16 protein-coding genes, 1 tRNA gene and 1 pseudogene are annotated in these 14622 nt (G+C 64.7%); 11 read left to right on the top strand and 7 right to left on the bottom strand.

The annotated features are described in order from the left end of the window. A complete protein-coding gene (locus tag ABID26_RS17360) occupies nt 1-225 on the top strand; it encodes a hypothetical protein (protein ID WP_292373902.1) in 225 nt (74 codons plus the stop codon). A 16-nt stretch (nt 226-241) separates the two neighbouring features. Here ABID26_RS17360 and ABID26_RS17365 read toward each other — a convergent pair. Together ABID26_RS17365 and ABID26_RS17370 are read right to left on the bottom strand one after the other, a co-directional pair. Further along, nucleotides 242-318: transfer RNA gene (locus ABID26_RS17365), tRNA-Arg, on the bottom strand. 219 nt (nt 319-537) lie between these two features. After that, nucleotides 538-1452, bottom strand: coding sequence for a DUF1003 domain-containing protein (locus tag ABID26_RS17370; RefSeq protein WP_292373900.1), 915 nt, complete (start codon nt 1450-1452; stop codon nt 538-540). Nucleotides 1453-2018: 566 nt separating this feature from the next. Between ABID26_RS17370 and ABID26_RS17375 the strand changes: the two genes are divergently transcribed. Next, nucleotides 2019-2468 (top strand): universal stress protein, encoded by a 450-nt coding sequence (locus tag ABID26_RS17375; protein WP_126096751.1) that lies wholly within the window; start codon nt 2019-2021, stop codon nt 2466-2468. 415 nt (nt 2469-2883) lie between these two features. Here ABID26_RS17375 and ABID26_RS17380 read toward each other — a convergent pair. Next, nucleotides 2884-3768: pseudogene (locus ABID26_RS17380) on the bottom strand (D-alanyl-D-alanine carboxypeptidase family protein); the annotation flags it as partial. Nucleotides 3769-4175: 407 nt separating this feature from the next. Between ABID26_RS17380 and ABID26_RS17385 the strand changes: the two are divergent. From ABID26_RS17385 to ABID26_RS17400, 4 genes are all read left to right on the top strand, one after another. Beyond that, nucleotides 4176-5984: a methyl-accepting chemotaxis protein gene (locus tag ABID26_RS17385; RefSeq protein ID WP_126096749.1), complete on the top strand. Its 1809-nt coding sequence runs from the start codon at nt 4176-4178 to the stop codon at nt 5982-5984. A 347-nt stretch (nt 5985-6331) separates the two neighbouring features. After that, nucleotides 6332-7435: a hypothetical protein gene (locus ABID26_RS17390; protein ID WP_126096748.1), complete on the top strand. Its 1104-nt coding sequence runs from the start codon at nt 6332-6334 to the stop codon at nt 7433-7435. Nucleotides 7436-7773: 338 nt separating this feature from the next. Next, on the top strand, nt 7774-8385 hold the full coding sequence (locus ABID26_RS17395) for a nucleoside triphosphate hydrolase (protein WP_126096747.1): 612 nt from the start codon (nt 7774-7776) through the stop codon (nt 8383-8385). A gap of 115 nt (nt 8386-8500) precedes the next feature. Beyond that, nucleotides 8501-8812, top strand: a complete 312-nt coding sequence (locus ABID26_RS17400; RefSeq protein WP_126096746.1) for a hypothetical protein — start codon at nt 8501-8503, stop codon at nt 8810-8812. A 102-nt stretch (nt 8813-8914) separates the two neighbouring features. On the opposite strand, the gene ABID26_RS17405 is transcribed toward ABID26_RS17400, so the two are convergent. The 3 genes from ABID26_RS17405 to ABID26_RS17415 all read right to left on the bottom strand — a co-directional run bounded on the left by ABID26_RS17405 (nt 8915) and on the right by ABID26_RS17415 (nt 11371). Next, nucleotides 8915-9619: a glutathione S-transferase family protein gene (locus ABID26_RS17405; RefSeq protein ID WP_126096745.1), complete on the bottom strand. Its 705-nt coding sequence runs from the start codon at nt 9617-9619 to the stop codon at nt 8915-8917. 284 nt (nt 9620-9903) lie between these two features. Further along, a complete protein-coding gene (locus tag ABID26_RS17410; protein ID WP_126096744.1) occupies nt 9904-11112 on the bottom strand; it encodes a beta-ketoacyl-[acyl-carrier-protein] synthase family protein in 1209 nt (402 codons plus the stop codon). 4 nt (nt 11113-11116) lie between these two features. Next, nucleotides 11117-11371, bottom strand: a complete 255-nt coding sequence (locus ABID26_RS17415; RefSeq protein ID WP_059188710.1) for an acyl carrier protein — start codon at nt 11369-11371, stop codon at nt 11117-11119. Between the two features lie 195 nt (nt 11372-11566). Between ABID26_RS17415 and ABID26_RS17420 the strand changes: the two genes are divergently transcribed. The 5 genes from ABID26_RS17420 to ABID26_RS17440 are packed head-to-tail and all read left to right on the top strand — an operon-like array spanning nt 11567 to nt 13992. Continuing rightward, on the top strand, nt 11567-12439 hold the full coding sequence (locus tag ABID26_RS17420) for an urease accessory protein UreD (RefSeq protein WP_435528584.1): 873 nt from the start codon (nt 11567-11569) through the stop codon (nt 12437-12439). A 37-nt stretch (nt 12440-12476) separates the two neighbouring features. Next, nucleotides 12477-12779, top strand: a complete 303-nt coding sequence (locus ABID26_RS17425) for an urease subunit gamma (protein ID WP_126096743.1) — start codon at nt 12477-12479, stop codon at nt 12777-12779. A gap of 25 nt (nt 12780-12804) precedes the next feature. Next, a complete protein-coding gene (locus ABID26_RS17430; protein ID WP_126096742.1) occupies nt 12805-13059 on the top strand; it encodes a DUF1272 domain-containing protein in 255 nt (84 codons plus the stop codon). Between the two features lie 26 nt (nt 13060-13085). Next, nucleotides 13086-13679, top strand: a complete 594-nt coding sequence (locus ABID26_RS17435) for a HupE/UreJ family protein (protein ID WP_126096741.1) — start codon at nt 13086-13088, stop codon at nt 13677-13679. Between the two features lie 7 nt (nt 13680-13686). Beyond that, entirely contained in the window at nt 13687-13992 is a 306-nt protein-coding gene (locus ABID26_RS17440; protein ID WP_126096740.1) for an urease subunit beta, read from the top strand. A gap of 34 nt (nt 13993-14026) precedes the next feature. Here the strand turns inward: ABID26_RS17440 and ABID26_RS17445 are convergent, their stop codons facing one another. Beyond that, nucleotides 14027-14512: a hypothetical protein gene (locus ABID26_RS17445; RefSeq protein ID WP_126096739.1), complete on the bottom strand. Its 486-nt coding sequence runs from the start codon at nt 14510-14512 to the stop codon at nt 14027-14029. Nucleotides 14513-14622: the final 110 nt, after the last annotated feature.

A 14622-nucleotide genomic window follows, 5' to 3' on the forward strand; every position in this document is an offset into this window, starting at 1 on the left:
ATGAAACCGTTTCTCGTTCGCGCTCGCATTCCCGATCTGGGCCCGAGTCCCAGCGGGGCAATTGTGCTCTATGTGGCCATGTTTGGCACCAAAGAAGCGGCAGTATCAGCGGTAAAAGCAGTCGCGCCAGGTTCTTGGTCGGTCGAAGACGTCGTAGGCGTTGCCGATGACAGCATTGTTCAACGGAAAAAGTTGAGCATTGGCCAAGTCGAGCTGTTAGCATAAGCAGGCGAGGCAAAAATGGCGCACCCGACAAGATTCGAACTTGTGACCTCTGCCTTCGGAGGGCAGCGCTCTATCCAGCTGAGCTACGGGTGCTTCCCGGGAACCGGAAAACGAACCGGCCGGTGAGCCGGCCAGCCACGGCTTCTTAGCGGAAGCCGCTCCGGGCTTCAACGGGCAATTGGAATGGCGGCGTATTAAGGCTGTGGGGCGGCGGCTCGCGCTCGGGCATGCGAAGCGAGATTGTCGGCGGCCGAGGCGTCTCGCGGACTTGTCCCCAGCCTAGCCTTTGCTGATGCCGGGTCACGGGCACCCTCACCCCTCCACCTCGCTCTTCGCCACCCGCCGCCTCACCCCCCGTGCCGCCCGCTTCTGCTTTTTCGCCGTCAGCTCGTGCATGGCGTCGAGCTGCATCTGCTGCATTTCGGCCAGCCGCTGCCATTGGCGCGAGATCAAATAATCGAGCTTTTCGTGCAGGTGCCGCACTTCCAGCTCCGCCTTCAGGTTCACCCGATAGTCGTTGAAGGAGCGCAGCCGGTCTTTGGCTTCCTGCCGCTTCTGGCTCATCATGATCACCGGCGCCTGGATGGCGGCGATGCAGGAGAGCATCAGGTTGAGCAGGATGAACGGGTAGGGGTCGAAGGCGCCCACCGTGCCTTCGAACAAATTGATGCCGATCCAGATCAGCAGCACGGCCGCAAACGAGATCAGGAACCACCAGCTGCCGCCGAATTCGGCCATATTGTCGGAAACGCGGTCGGCGAAGGAGCGGTGCTCCTCGAATTCCTCTTCCGAGTTTTCCGAGATCGTGTCTTGTCTGGCGATCGATTCCACCACCTGGCGGTCGAGCTCGGAGAATTCGCCGTGCTCCTGCTGCAGCAATTCCTCCATGTAGCGCATGCGGTAGCGGGCGAGCTCGGCGCGGCTGACGCGGGCGCCGCGCGGCAGGTCGGGATGGTCGGCGCGGATGCGGTCGGCGAGGCTGGGCCTCAGATCGTCGATGCGCACCAGGTCGCGCTTGCGGAACTTCCGGCCGCTGATCGCCGACGGTTTTTTCTTGGGCTTGATCCTGCCGGGGACGTGCGGTTCCGAATCCGGCACTTCCGGCGCTTCGAGGATCTCGTCCGCCGCTTCGTGCTGGTCCTCCGCCACGGTGGCCGCCTCGAAATATTCGCCGCCGCTCTCGTTCTCGTCGTCGGCTTGCTTCTGCGCCTTGGGGTCGCCGGCCATGTTCGGTGCTCCTCTTTTCGGCTTTCCGATACGATACGCCAAGCCGGCGCGGCATATCCATGGTGAGGAGTGAATGCCGCATCTCTGTAAAGTTCTTGTGATTGGGCGCCGTGTGGAGGGCATTCCAGCTCAGGCTGGAGCTTTCTTGCCGATGCCTGCTACCCTTCAGCAAATCTGGAAAGGGTATTGGAGGGCAACAGCCAATCTCCAGGCTCGGCGCTGCCCCTCATCCGCCTGCCGGCACCTTCTCCCCGTATAGTGACGGGGAGAAGAAGGCTGGCCGCCACGTTGGCGCCCTTCCTGCAACGTCTGCGATTGGCGAAGCCGCAGGTGAGAGCGCCCCTCTCCCCGTTACTATACGGGGAGAGGATGCCGGCAGGCAGGTGAGGGGCGGCGCCATCCTCGAAAGCCTTGATCCCTGCCTCACTGGCGCGATATTCCCCGCCTGCTGGCATCATCCACCCCCTGTGGTCAGCACGCCCGGCAAACTACATCAAGCCTATGGCCTGACCGCAGGCTCCCGCCACCAGGGCGCGCATAGCTCCGAAAAAACAGGGATCGCCACCATGTACAAGCATATCCTGATCGCCACCGACGGTTCGGAGCTCGCCCAAAAGGGCGTCGCCCACGGCCTGGAACTGGCCAAGGGCCTCGGCGCCACGGTCGCCTTCGTCACCGTCTCCGAGCCGTTCCCGACGCTTGCCTGGGGCGGCGCCATGGCCGGCTACGTCGCCGCCGACGAGCTCACCAATTACCAGGAAAGCGCGCGCAAATATGCCCGCGAGGTGCTGGAGAAGTGCAAGGCCGAGGCCGATAAGCTCGGTATAAGCGCGAAGACCATGCACATCGAGAACAAGGCGCCCGCCGAGGCGATCCTCGACACCGCCCGCGCACAAGCCTGCGACTTGATCGTCATGGCCTCGCATGGCCGCAGAGGGTTCGGCCGGCTGGTGCTCGGCAGCCAGACGGCTGAGGTGGTGTCGCTGACCCAGATCCCGGTGCTGGTGGTTAGATAAACGATTGCTGGGGCGACGCCTCCTGTTGGTTAGTCATTCCAGGGCGGAGCGACGCGAAGCGTCGCGCAGACCCTGGAATCCATTCCGTTACGTTGGCCGAAGGATGCAGCGGAACAGAAAGGTCTGCACTGGCATTCGGTGTGAGGTCTGCACCGTGGCATCGCTCATAGGTCACGGAATGGATCCTAGGGTCTGCGCGCGTCGCTTCGCTCCTTGCTCCGCCCTAGGATGACGAGCTGACAAGGGCGCCGCTCTATTGCACCGGCAGCAGCGGCGAAGTAGGCGACGCCAAATCGGCCGACGGCAAATCGGACGCCGGCTGGCCCGGCAGCGGCGACGCAGGCGCGGCCGGCAGCGACGAACCTTGCGCCGCCACTCCCGGCGCCGCCAGACCCGGAAGCGCCGAAGCGGCCGGCTGCTGCCCGGCATACATCAGCCTTGGCTGTGCATCCGCCGTCATTGGCCCCAGACTGCGCTGGATCAGCGCCTCGACATGGTCGTTGCGCTGGCGCGCGCTTTGGGCGCCCATCACCACCACGATCAGATGCCTGCCGTCGGCATTGTAGGAGGTGACGATGTTGTAGCCGGAGGCGCGGATATAGCCGGTCTTGATGCCGTCGACGCCGCGCACCCGGCCGAGCATGTCGTTGTGGCCGCGCACCAGCCGGCCGCGGAACATGAAGTCGCTTTCGGAGAAATAGTGGAAATGCTGCGGGAAGCGATGCTCGAGCGCGATGCCCAGCACCGCCATGTCGCGCGCTGAAGTCACCTGGCCGCCGTCGGGCAGGCCGCAGGCGTTGCGGAAACTGGTGCTCGCCATGCCGAGCTGATGCGCCTTGGCGGTCATCATGGCGGCGAACTGGTCCTCGCTGCCGCCGCCGAGATATTCGCCCACCGCCACCGCCACGTCGTTCGCCGACTTCACCACCATGGCGCGGATGGCGGAATCGACGTCGATCGTCTCGCCGCGCCTGAAACGCAGCTTCGTCGGCGGCTGCGAGCCGGCGTGGTCGGAGACCGGGATCTGCGTCTCCTTGGTCACACGGCCGCTCTCCAGCGCCTCGAACAGCATGTAGAGCGTCATCATCTTGGTGAGCGAAGCCGGATAGCGCTGCGCCGTCGAGTTCACCTCGAACAAGGTCTTGCCGGTCGAGGCGTCGACCACGATCGCCGCATATTTCTGCGGCGCGGCCGGGACAGCGAGCACGCTTTCGGGGGGCGCTGCGGTGGTGCAGCCGGTGACAAGCACCAGCGAAAACACGGCGATCAGTTTCTGGAGGAGCGTAAGGAGACGGGACAAGAGTGTTCTAAAAACGGTTGCTGAGATGCGGCGAAGCTAACGTAACGCACCTGCCGCGTCCATTTGGTTAATGGGCGTAACAAGGCCTTTGCCCAGGTTTCGGAGGCTTGTACAGGCCCCTCTTCCTTCCGAGGCAGGCGCTGCCCCCCACCTGCCTGCCGGCATCCTCTCCCCGTATAGTGACGGGGAGAGGGCGCTGTCATCGATGATTTCGCCAATCTCAAACGTTGCAATAGGGAGCTGGCGTTGCGGCCGGCCCCCCTTCTCCCCGTCACTATACGGGGAGAAGTGCCCGGCAGGGCGATGAGGGGCAGCGCTGACGCTGTGCGATTGGCAATTCCCCCGCTTTGCCATCCCGACCCCCTTGCCGCTATGATGCAGACGGCTTGGATTTCGGGGGGAATGGCATGTCGGAAATCGCTACGGGCACGACCTCGCTCATGCGGGCATCGCTCAGCCGCACCGGCAAATGGGCGGGCAGCGTCGCTTTCCTCAGCGGCGCTGTGTCGGATGTGCTGAACCCGCTCGGGCCTTTTGCCGCCTATATCGCGCTGGTCGCGGCGGTCGCAGCCGCGATCATCGCGGTCGCCATGGTGCTGCGCCTGGTGCTTGCGGCGAAGGCCATGCCGGCGCTGATCTTCGCGACAAGCGCCGCCGCGATCGCCGGCGGCGTCTACGGCGTCCAGCAGGAGACCAACTCGCAGAACGGCGTCATCGCCGCGCTGGTGCCGGCGGTCGCGCAACTGCAGCAGTCGCTGGGCATCGTCTCCGAGAAGGTGGCGAAGATCGAAAAGACCGTCACCGAGACGCAGAAAACCGTCGAGGAAGTCAAGAAGTCGACCGACACCGTGGCGCAAAAGACCGACCAGATCGCCTCCGCCCAGCAGCAGCAGACCGCTCAGGGCGCCGAGACGCAGAAGACGGTCGAGACGGTCAAGCAGACGACCGACACTTTGGCCGCCGGCCAGAAGCAGCAGCAGGCTGAGGCGCAGAAGCTGCAGGCGACGACCGAACAGATCGCCGCCTCCATCGACACGATAGCCAAGGGCTTTGCCCAACTCGCCGCGCAGGGCGGGGCGATCGCCGATCCCAAGCGTCCAGACGAGTTTTATCACAACGCCCGTGTCTACGAGCTGGCCGGCGACATGCTCAATGCCCGCCGCGCCTATCTCGCCTTTGCCGGATTCGATGTCGACGCCATCGATCCCTACACGCGCTTCGCCACGCTGCTGAGAGTCCAGGACGGCAAGGCCGGCGCGCGCGAAGTCTTCGGCACGCTCGCCGAAAAGGCCAAGGCGCCGTCGATCAAACTCGTCCATCTCCTGCAGTTGGATGACGTCCAGCGGCTGGATAAGTTGAACGCCTTCATAGCGGCCAATCCGGATTATGCGCCGGCTTACTTCCTCGAGGCGCAGGAGTTTTCCGAAGATCGTCTCGGCAGCCAGACGCTGGCCGACAAACGCAGCGAAGCTGAGGCGCTGACCAAATTCGTTTCCTACGAAAAGGACGGCGGCCTGCTCAAATATTTCGTCGACCAGACCCAATTGGCCGACTGGCTCGACCGCAGCCGAACCCGGCTGGCGGCACTTGGCGACGTGCTCGACCCCTCGCGCTTCGTGCCGACGCTGACCCCGACGCGCTCCAACGGCGGCTGGTCGATGACGATTTCCCTGCCCGAGCCGGCCACCGCCATTTCCTGGCGGCTCGGCGACTCTGGCCCGTTCACCGACACCGGCCTGCTCGCGACCAACGACCAGCGCACCGGCAAGCCGATGCCCAATCCGAGCTTCGAGCTGCCGGACAGCACTGCGGCAACCAACATCGCGATCAAATATCTCGACATCAGGGGCCGCGAGACCGGCCCGTTCGCCATCCGCTTCGATCCGGATTCAGCGCTCCAGCAGGGCAACAAGCAGATCCTCGACCAGTTCTGGACGTCGTGGATCGCCTTCGACGCCGGCGGCAACCACGGCCTGGTCTATTTCACGCAGATGCTCTCCTTCCGCTGCGCCATCAGGCAAGTCCGTTACAGCCTGAACGGCACCGCGCTCGACAAAGAGATCAAGATGCCGCCTTGCGACGCCAAGGACCCGTACGCCATCCCCGCCGACTACCAGCCCTACTTCAAGGTGAAGGACGACGTGAAATCGATGGCGGTGCAGGTGACCTACACGGATGGCACGAAGTCGCCGGTGCGGGAGTATAAGCGGCAGTAGGGTGGCGGAGGCGTGTGGCGCGCCAGGGCCGCAGCATCACCTCCAACGTTGGCGCTGCCCCTCACCTGCCTGCCGGCATCCTCTCCCCGTATAGCGACGGGGAGAGGGGCGCTGTCGCCGCCGGTTTCGCCAACCGCCAACGCTGCAAGAAAGGCGCCGGCATCGCGGCCAGCCCCTTTCTCCCCGTCACTATACGGGGAGAAATGCCCGGCAGGGCAATGAGGGGCGGCGCCGGGGATCGACAATTGGCGGCTCTGCAATTGTCTGATGCAAATTGCCTGTCGCCCCGCTTGCGCAGGATGCCTTCGCCAGCTTTTCTGGCGCTCTAAAAGATTCGGGGTGAAGCCATGGACACGGTCACGCTCAACGCAAAAGGCATCTCGGTCTCGCTCGATCTCGCGGTCGGCCACATCGCCGCCATGGAAATCGAGGCCGACGGCCGCCGCTTGAAGCCGCTGCATCGCGCGCCCTGGGTCGGTTCGCCACGCGAGACGTTGCCGGAAAATCTCCCTGAAGGCACGGTGCGCCTGTCCGGTGATTTCCTTTGCGCGCCGTTCTCCACCAGCGACGTCGAGGCAGCGCCCCTGCATGGCTGGACGGCCAACAGTGAATGGGACGTCATCGAGAACGGTGCCATCGCCGGCGGCTGGCGGGCCGTCTTCCGGCTGCGTCGCAAGGTGATGGGCGCTGCCGTCGACAAGATCTTCACGCTCCGCGACGGCCATCCGTTCCTCTACCAGGAGCACGTCTTCTCCGGTGGCTCCGGCGCCGTTTCCGTCGCCCATCATCCGATGACGGCAATGCGCGAGGGCGGCAGGCTCGCCTTCTCGCCGAAGCGCCTGGCGGTGACGCCAGCGACCCCGCTGGAGCCAGATCCGGCGCGCGGCCGGTTTCGCTTGGCCTATCCCGCACGCGCCACCGATCTGACCCATTACCCGATCGCGGCCGGCGGCACCGCCGATCTCACCGACTACCGCATGGAAGCTAGGGGCGAGGATTTCATCACGCTGGTCGAGGCCGATCATGACGGGCCGGGCTGGACGGCGCTTGCGCGGCGCGCCGAGCAGGATCTGGTGCTGGTGCTGAAGAATCCGGCCGAACTGCCGGTCACCATGCTGTGGTTCAGCAATGGCGGGCGCGACTACGCGCCCTGGAGCGGCCGCCACATCGGCGTGCTCGGCATCGAGGACGGCCGCGCCGCGGTCGGCCACGCCGCCTCGCTCGGCGACAACTGGCTGAAGCACGAAGGCGTGGCGACGGCCTTCGCCCTCGCCGAAGGGCGCAGCGTCTCCTTCCGCCATGTCATTGGCGCGGTTCCGTTGGCCGATGCCGGGCCGCCAACGAACCTCGAATCAGCGCCCGACCGGTTGCGCGTCCTTGGCACCGGCACGGCGCGGGAGGTGCCGTTCGACGGAGACTTCCTGCGCATCGGCCGCTCGGTTCTGGACTAGACTAGGCCCGCAAGTTCGTCATTCCAGGGCGAAGCAGGAGCGAAGCTCCGTCGCGGAGACCCTGGAATCCATGCCGTGACATTCGCCGAAGAGCGCAACGGCGCAGAATTCCGAACCGCGGCAGCGCTCGGACGTCACGGAATGGATCCTCGGGTCAGCGCTGCGTCGCTACGCTCCTTGCTCCGCCCGTGGATGACGAAGGGATAGGCGTTTCGGCTAATCTCAAGGCCGGGTGACTGCCAAACAATCAGTCGAAACTTCGGCATCAAGGAACCACGTTTGAAATTTCCGCCGACAGCCGCCAAGATGCGGCCGGAGTCGCTAGCAAAGAGGCGCCGATGTCTGACTTGGCCCATATCACTGCCGCCATCTTCAAGCGCGCTGGCAAAGCCAAGCGTTTCGTCGTTGCCATCGCCGGCCCGCCGGGAGCCGGCAAGTCGACCATATCGGGCAGGCTGCATGAATTGCTGCCGGAAGGCACGTCGGAAATCGTGCCGATGGACGGCTTCCATTTTGACGACATCATCCTCAACCGGCGCGGCCTGCGCGCGCGAAAAGGGGCGCCGGAAACCTTCGACTTCGCCGGCTTCGAGACGCTGTTGAAGCGCATCCGCTCCGGCGAACCGGACATTGCCATTCCGGTCTTCGACCGCAACATGGAACTGTCGCGCGCGGCGGCCGAAGTGATCGGCGCCGACACCAAGTTCATCCTTGTCGAGGGCAACTATCTCCTCCTCGACGAGGAACCGTGGTCGCGGCTGGCGCCTTTGTTCGACTTCACCATCTTCGTCGACGTGCCGCGGGGCGAGCTCGAGCGCCGACTGATGGAACGCTGGCGCGGGCATGGCAAGTCCGACGAGGACGCCCGCGCCTGGATCGCCTCCAACGATATGCCGAACATCGAGCGCGTGCTGGCGCGCCGCCGGGAGGCCGATCTGGTCATTGGTTAATGACCCTGGTGCTTGGTTAACCTGCTCAATTTTCGATACTTTTGGGCGGGAACCTTAAGATTTACAGGTCGTTATGGCTGTACTCCCCATTTGTCCGGCGTAAGGGAACCGTCTGATGGCAACCAAGACCAGAAAACCCGCGCCTGCCAGAAGCAGGGCAAGTCGATCCAGAGCCGGCACCGCTCCGGCAATGGCTGAGCGCTCCAAGGACGGCAAGCCGACATTCGGCAAGGCGACGCCCAAGCAAGTGGTGCCGGGCGCGTCGCACAAGGTCGGTGCAAAACCCGTGAAGCCGCATAAGCCGGCGGCGGCGAAGTCCGGCCCGGTTCGCACCGTTGCAAGCGTTGCGGCCGGCGCGGTGGTCGCCACCGCTCGGCTTGCCGCGTCTGTTTTCGGCCGGGGCGGCGCTAAAACCAAGGCCAAATAGAGCGAAATGCATGTCGCCCAGAATTGTGCAGCGGTTCTGGGACAACGACATGCATCAAAACAAAGGCTTGAAGCGCGTCGCCTGAATTCAGCGCGACGCGCTTTAGCTCCTGGCCGGGATGGTGAGGCCCCGCTGCACGGCCGGCCGTGCAAGGCCGCGCTCCAGCCATGCCGCGACATCAGGGAAATCGTCGAAGCCGACGAGGTCGCGCGCTTCGTAGAAGCCGATCAGGTTGCGCACCCAGCCGAGCATCGAGACATCGGCGATGGTGTAGTCGTCATCCATGATCCATTGCCGGCCTTTCAGCCGCGTTTCGAGGACGCCGATCAGCCGCCGCGATTCGTCGCGATAGCGCTCCAGCGGCCGCTTGTCGGCAATCTCGCGCCCGGCGAATTTGTTGAAGAAGCCGACTTGCCCGAAGATCGGGCCGATCGCGGCCATCTGGAAGAACACCCACTGGATCGTTTCGTAGCGCCGGATCGGATCGGACGGAATGAGCTTGCCGGTCTTGTCGCTGAGGTAAAGCAGGACAGCGCCGGACTCGAACAGGCCGATCGGCTTGCCGCCCGGGCCGTTCGGGTCGATGATCGCCGGGATCTTGCCGTTCGGGTTGAGCGACAGGAATTCCGGCGTCCAGCTCTCGTTCTTGCCGATATCGACGTAATGCGGCTCGTAAGGCAGGCCGATCTCCTCCAGCGCGATCGAGATCTTCACGCCGTTGGGCGTCGCAGAGGAATAGAGCTGCAGGCGGTCGGGGTGCTTGGCCGGCCAGCGCTTGGCGATCGGAAAGGCGGACAGGTCGGTCATCGGGGGCTCCGGATGCGGATTGGCGCCGGACGGCGCAGTGGCGGGTGCGCAAGAATTAGGACCGTGACCCTTCAGGATCAATATGCCGGCAACCGCCCTGCCGTGCACGGACGGTCAACCAAAGCAATCCGCTTGAGCAGTTCCAGGAAAAGTGCATAGCGGTTTTCCGCCCGGAATTGCGTGAAAAAACTTAGAGCGGTGCGGCGGTTCCATCAAAGGCTGAACCCGCTCTAAGACTGAAGCGCGTTCCGGCGGATTGCGGTGTCCGTGTCAGATTGCCTGCGTCAGATCGCTTTGAAGGCCAGCACCGCATTGGTGCCGCCGAAGGCGAAACTGTTGCTGAGCGCGGCGCGCACCTTGCGCTCGCGCGCCACGTTCGGCGTCACGTCGAGATCGCATTCCGGGTCGGGCTCGCGGTAATTGGCGGTCGGCGGCACGATGCCGTCGCGGATCGCCATCACGCAGGCGATCATCTCCAGCCCGCCCGACGCGCCGAGGCAATGCGCGTGCATCGACTTGGTCGAGGAGACCGAGAGCGCGCGCGCATGCTCGCCGAAGACGCGCTTGATCGCCGCCGTCTCGATCTGGTCGTTGGCCTTGGTGCCGGTGCCGTGCGCGTTGAGATAGTCGACGTCCTCGGGATTGAGTCCGGCATCGACCAGGCAGAAGCGCATCGCCGCTTCCGGCCCCTCGACCGTAGGAGCGACGATGTCGGAGGCGTCGGCGGAAAGCCCGGCGCCGGCGATCTCGGCGAGGATGGTGGCGCCGCGCGCCATGGCATGGTCGTAGCTTTCCAGCACCGCCATGCCGGCGCCTTCGCCGAGCGACAGGCCCTGGCGATCGGCCGAGAACGGCCGGCAGGTGTCGGGCGAAAGCACCCTCAACGCTTCCCAGCCCTTGAGCACGCCCCATACCAGCGGCGCTTCGGCGCCGCCGGCGATCATGACGTCGGCGCGGCCGAGCCGGATCTGGTCGGCCGCCGAGGCTATGGCGTGATTGGCCGACGCGCAGGCCGAGGTAGCACCAAACACCGGGCCGCGCAGGCCGAGATTCATGCTGACCTGGCCGGCGGCCGCACCCGGCATCACCTTCGGCACGGTGAAGATGGCGGCGCGGTTGCGTCCCTCGATCAGGATCGCGCGGTAATTTTCCTCGATCGTTTCGAAGCCGGCGACGCCGACGCCGACGACAGCGCCCATGCGGTAGGTGTTGTCGGCATGGGCGACCAGCCCGGACTGTTGCATCGCCTCCCGCGCCGCGATCACCGCCAGCAGGCTGTAACGGTCCATCGATACGACTTGCTTGCGGTCGATGCCGTGATCGGGCAACGCCTTGATTTCGCAGCCGACCTTGACCTTCAGATCATGCAGGGAGGGATTCTCGATCGGCCCGATTCCCGAGCGGCCCTCGCGCATGGCGCTCCATATGGCCGGCACATCGTTGCCGAGCCCGCATATCCCGCCAATGCCGGTGATGACGACGCGCTTCAGCATGCAATCAGGCTTTTTTCGCGATCAATTCGCGAACCGCCTCGACCATGTCGCCGACGTTCTTGAGGTTGCTCCAGGCGTCGACCGTGTTCATCTCGATCTCGATGCCGTACTTTTCCTCGAGATCGAAGATGATCTCAGTCAGCTCCAGCGAGTGGATGCCAAGCGTGTTGAGATCGGTGCTGGTGGTGATTTCCTCACCGCCAGTCTCGGCATGGGCCTTGATCTTTTCGATGATTTCGGTCGTCAGCTGGTCAGCCATTCGGTTCCTTCCCCTGTCGTTTTCCGACGCCAACTGATCAGCGCCCCTTCGTCCCCGGATTCGCAAACGCCGTCATCCTTACCTCTCCAGGCATCGCGTGACCGCTCCAAGGTGGCTCCCTCTATAGAAACCGAAACGATGTCAAGCAACAAGCTATATATCGACAAAGCCACCGGAGTGCTTAACGTTGGCGCCGTGGACATGATCGACGATACCCTGGTTCCCCCGCCTGCCGCCCAACGTGTTGCCGGGCGAGGCAGGCTTTTCTGCGGCAAAAGCGGTGGCCGGACCCGCCTCCGGCGCCTCTATCAGGACGGATCGGCCAAGATTCGCATGCCGGCAGTGCATGGCGATCCGCTCGAGGCCGTGCTGATCAACACTGCCGGCGGTTTGACCGGCGGCGACCGGCTCGGCTGGGAGATCGAGGTCGGCGAGGGCGCCTCGGCCTCGATCACCACCCAGGCCTGCGAGAAAATCTATCGCGCCGCCTCCGATCGCGCCGAGACGACAGTCAGCCTGGATGTCGGCGCGGGCGGCCGGATCGCCTGGCTGCCGCAGGAAACCATCGTTTTCGACCAGGCCGCCTTTGCAAGGACGCTCGATGTGACGATTGCCGGGAGCGCCGAGGCGCTTTTGCTGGAAGCTACGCTGTTCGGCCGGCTGGCGATGGGCGAACGGACGGTCCGGGGCAATTTCCACGACCGCTGGCGGGTTTGGCAGGACGGCAGGCTTATCCATGCCGAGGATTTTCGCGTCGGGCCGGATATCGCAGCCGGCCTCCGGCGCCCGGCTGTGGCCGGCGGCTCAAGCGCAGTTGCAACCATGCTTCTCGTCTCTCCGCGTGCGGAAACCCTGCTGGAGCCGGCACGAGCGATCATCGGCGACCCGATGATCGGTGGTCCCGCTGTCAGTCACCGGGGCGGCGTCAGTTTCTGGAGCGTCGGGCAATCTGGCAAGCTTCTTGCGAGGCTCACCGCCGGCGACGGCTACCAGCTCCGCAAGCGGCTGGTTCCGCTCGTCGAACTGCTCAACGGGCAGGCTGGTCTGCCCAAATTATGGTCACTCTGACCTTCGAATACTTCGATCATGGATACTGGGAAGCCGCATGAATCTGACGCCGCGTGAAAAAGACAAGCTGCTGATCGCCATGGCGGCGATGGTGGCGCGCAAGCGGCTGGAGCGCGGCGTCAAGCTCAATCACCCCGAGGCGATCGCTTTAATCACCGACTTCGTTGTCGAAGGCGCCCGCGACGGCCGCTCGGTGGCCGAGTTGATGGAGGCCGGAGCGCATGTCGTCACCCGCGCTGAGGTCATGGACGGCATTGCCGAGATGATCCACGACGTCCAGGTCGAGGCGACGTTTCCCGACGGCACCAAGCTGGTGACCGTGCACGAACCGATCAGGTGAGGCCCATAAGGCGAAGAGAGGACCGATGCTGGAACTCAGGCCCAATTGCGAATGCTGCGACAAGGATCTGCCGCCGGAGGCGGCGGATGCCCGGATATGCACGTTCGAATGCACCTTCTGCGCCGACTGCGCGGAAAACGTGCTCGACGGCGTCTGCCCGAACTGCGGCGGCAATTTTGCGCCGCGGCCGATCCGGCCGGCGGCAAGGCTGGAGAAATACCCGGCATCGACCAACCGTGTGCTCAAGGCCGAGGGCTGCGGCCCCCGCAAGGCCGCGTAACCATTGCTAGATTGGAAGGCAGACCCATGATCTCCGCATCCACGAAACGCAACACACTCGCCGCGATCCTTTTTCTGGCCGCCGCGATGCCGGCCTATGCCCATGTCGGGGCCGGCACGACCTCTTCCTTCACGGCCGGCTTCATGCACCCGCTGTCCGGCCTCGATCATATGACGGTGATGATCGCGGTCGGTCTGTGGGCGGCGATGAAAGGCGGCAGGGCGGTGTGGGCATGGCCGCTCGCCTTCGTCGGCGTGATGCTGGCTGGCGCAGCTTTTGGCATGCTGCATGTGCCGGTGCCCTTCGTCGAGCCGGGTATCCTCGCTTCGGTCGTGGCGCTCGGCCTGCTGGTCGCGCTGGCGGTCGATCTGCCGGTCTCGGCGGGCGTCGCCATCATCGGCCTGTTCGCCCTGTTCCATGGCCATGCGCATGGCACCGAAGTGCCGGAGAATGCCGGCGGGCTCGAATATATGGCGGGTTTCGCCGTCGCCACGGCCCTTCTTCATACCGTCGGCATCGCGGTTGCGCTTGGGCTTGGGCTGCGCTTCCGGAGCATGATACGCGCCGCAGGCGCCGCCTGCGCGGCGGTCGGCGTCGGCCTTGCCTTCGGCATGCTGTGAGGCCGCGATGATGCCGGGCGAAATCATCACGGCCAAGGGCGAGATCGAGCTGAACGAGGGCCTGCCGACCGTCACGCTCAAGGTCGCCAACAGCGGCGACCGTCCGATCCAGGTCGGCAGCCATTATCATTTCTTCGAGACCAACGAGGCTCTGAAATTCGACCGCGAGCGCGCCCGCGGCATGCGGCTCGACATCGCCGCCGGCACGGCCATGCGCTTCGAGCCGGGCCAGGAACGCGACGTCACGCTGGTGCCGCTCGGCGGCAAGCGCGAGGTCTATGGGTTCCAGCAGAAGGTGATGGGCACGCTGTGAGGTCCGGCAAGCTGTGAGCTCTGGGGCGCTCAAATCACTTCGGAGGCTTGGCGGCCGCGTAGATGACGACCTTCCCCGGATTGTCGAACTCGACGGCGAGCACGTCCTCGGCTTGCACGCGCCGCGAATCGATGGCGTTGAAGAGCAGCGCGTTCGCTTCGATCTCCTGCCGCAGTTCCGCGACGTCGTCCTGATGCTGTTTCACCTTGTTCTCGATCGCCGGCGGCGGTCCGCCCTCGCTGCGCGCGGCATCCGTCAGGAAGACGATATCGACGGTGTCGAGCCTGGTCGTCTTGCGCACGGTGCCGATGTTCTCGCGCGTGCGGTCGATCGCGGTGATGACTTTGCCGGCTTCCGTCTTCGACAGCGCCTCTTCCTGCCGGACGTCGGAATCGACGATCGTCGAAGCCGGCTTGCTGCTGTCCAGCGGCTGCGCCGGAAGCGCCGCGCGCGGCAACGCGGCCGCGAGAAGCATGGCTATTGCCATAGCTGGAAACGCGCTTTTGACGCTCGCCGCCATCGCTCGCTCCTGACTGCGTTTCTGCTGGGGCGAAAAAAGCGAAACGTCCCTTGCTGGTCGGAGGTTCCCTCCGGCTCGCCGCCAGCGGACCCGGTGCCGGCCCGCCGGCG

This window comes from Mesorhizobium shonense (assembly GCF_040545255.1).
Lineage (GTDB): Bacteria > Pseudomonadota > Alphaproteobacteria > Rhizobiales > Rhizobiaceae > Mesorhizobium > Mesorhizobium shonense.

Coding starts and splice junctions, on each gene's coding strand:
- ABID26_RS17360 (WP_292373902.1), top strand. CDS start 1: ATGAAACCGTTTCTCGTTCGCGCTCGCATTCCCGATCTGGGCCCGAGT.
- ABID26_RS17370 (WP_292373900.1), bottom strand. CDS start 1,452: ATGGCCGGCGACCCCAAGGCGCAGAAGCAAGCCGACGACGAGAACGAG.
- ABID26_RS17375 (WP_126096751.1), top strand. CDS start 2,019: ATGTACAAGCATATCCTGATCGCCACCGACGGTTCGGAGCTCGCCCAA.
- ABID26_RS17385 (WP_126096749.1), top strand. CDS start 4,176: ATGTCGGAAATCGCTACGGGCACGACCTCGCTCATGCGGGCATCGCTC.
- ABID26_RS17390 (WP_126096748.1), top strand. CDS start 6,332: ATGGACACGGTCACGCTCAACGCAAAAGGCATCTCGGTCTCGCTCGAT.
- ABID26_RS17395 (WP_126096747.1), top strand. CDS start 7,774: ATGTCTGACTTGGCCCATATCACTGCCGCCATCTTCAAGCGCGCTGGC.
- ABID26_RS17400 (WP_126096746.1), top strand. CDS start 8,501: ATGGCAACCAAGACCAGAAAACCCGCGCCTGCCAGAAGCAGGGCAAGT.
- ABID26_RS17405 (WP_126096745.1), bottom strand. CDS start 9,619: ATGACCGACCTGTCCGCCTTTCCGATCGCCAAGCGCTGGCCGGCCAAG.
- ABID26_RS17410 (WP_126096744.1), bottom strand. CDS start 11,112: ATGCTGAAGCGCGTCGTCATCACCGGCATTGGCGGGATATGCGGGCTC.
- ABID26_RS17415 (WP_059188710.1), bottom strand. CDS start 11,371: ATGGCTGACCAGCTGACGACCGAAATCATCGAAAAGATCAAGGCCCAT.
- ABID26_RS17425 (WP_126096743.1), top strand. CDS start 12,477: ATGAATCTGACGCCGCGTGAAAAAGACAAGCTGCTGATCGCCATGGCG.
- ABID26_RS17430 (WP_126096742.1), top strand. CDS start 12,805: ATGCTGGAACTCAGGCCCAATTGCGAATGCTGCGACAAGGATCTGCCG.
- ABID26_RS17435 (WP_126096741.1), top strand. CDS start 13,086: ATGATCTCCGCATCCACGAAACGCAACACACTCGCCGCGATCCTTTTT.
- ABID26_RS17440 (WP_126096740.1), top strand. CDS start 13,687: ATGATGCCGGGCGAAATCATCACGGCCAAGGGCGAGATCGAGCTGAAC.
- ABID26_RS17445 (WP_126096739.1), bottom strand. CDS start 14,512: ATGGCGGCGAGCGTCAAAAGCGCGTTTCCAGCTATGGCAATAGCCATG.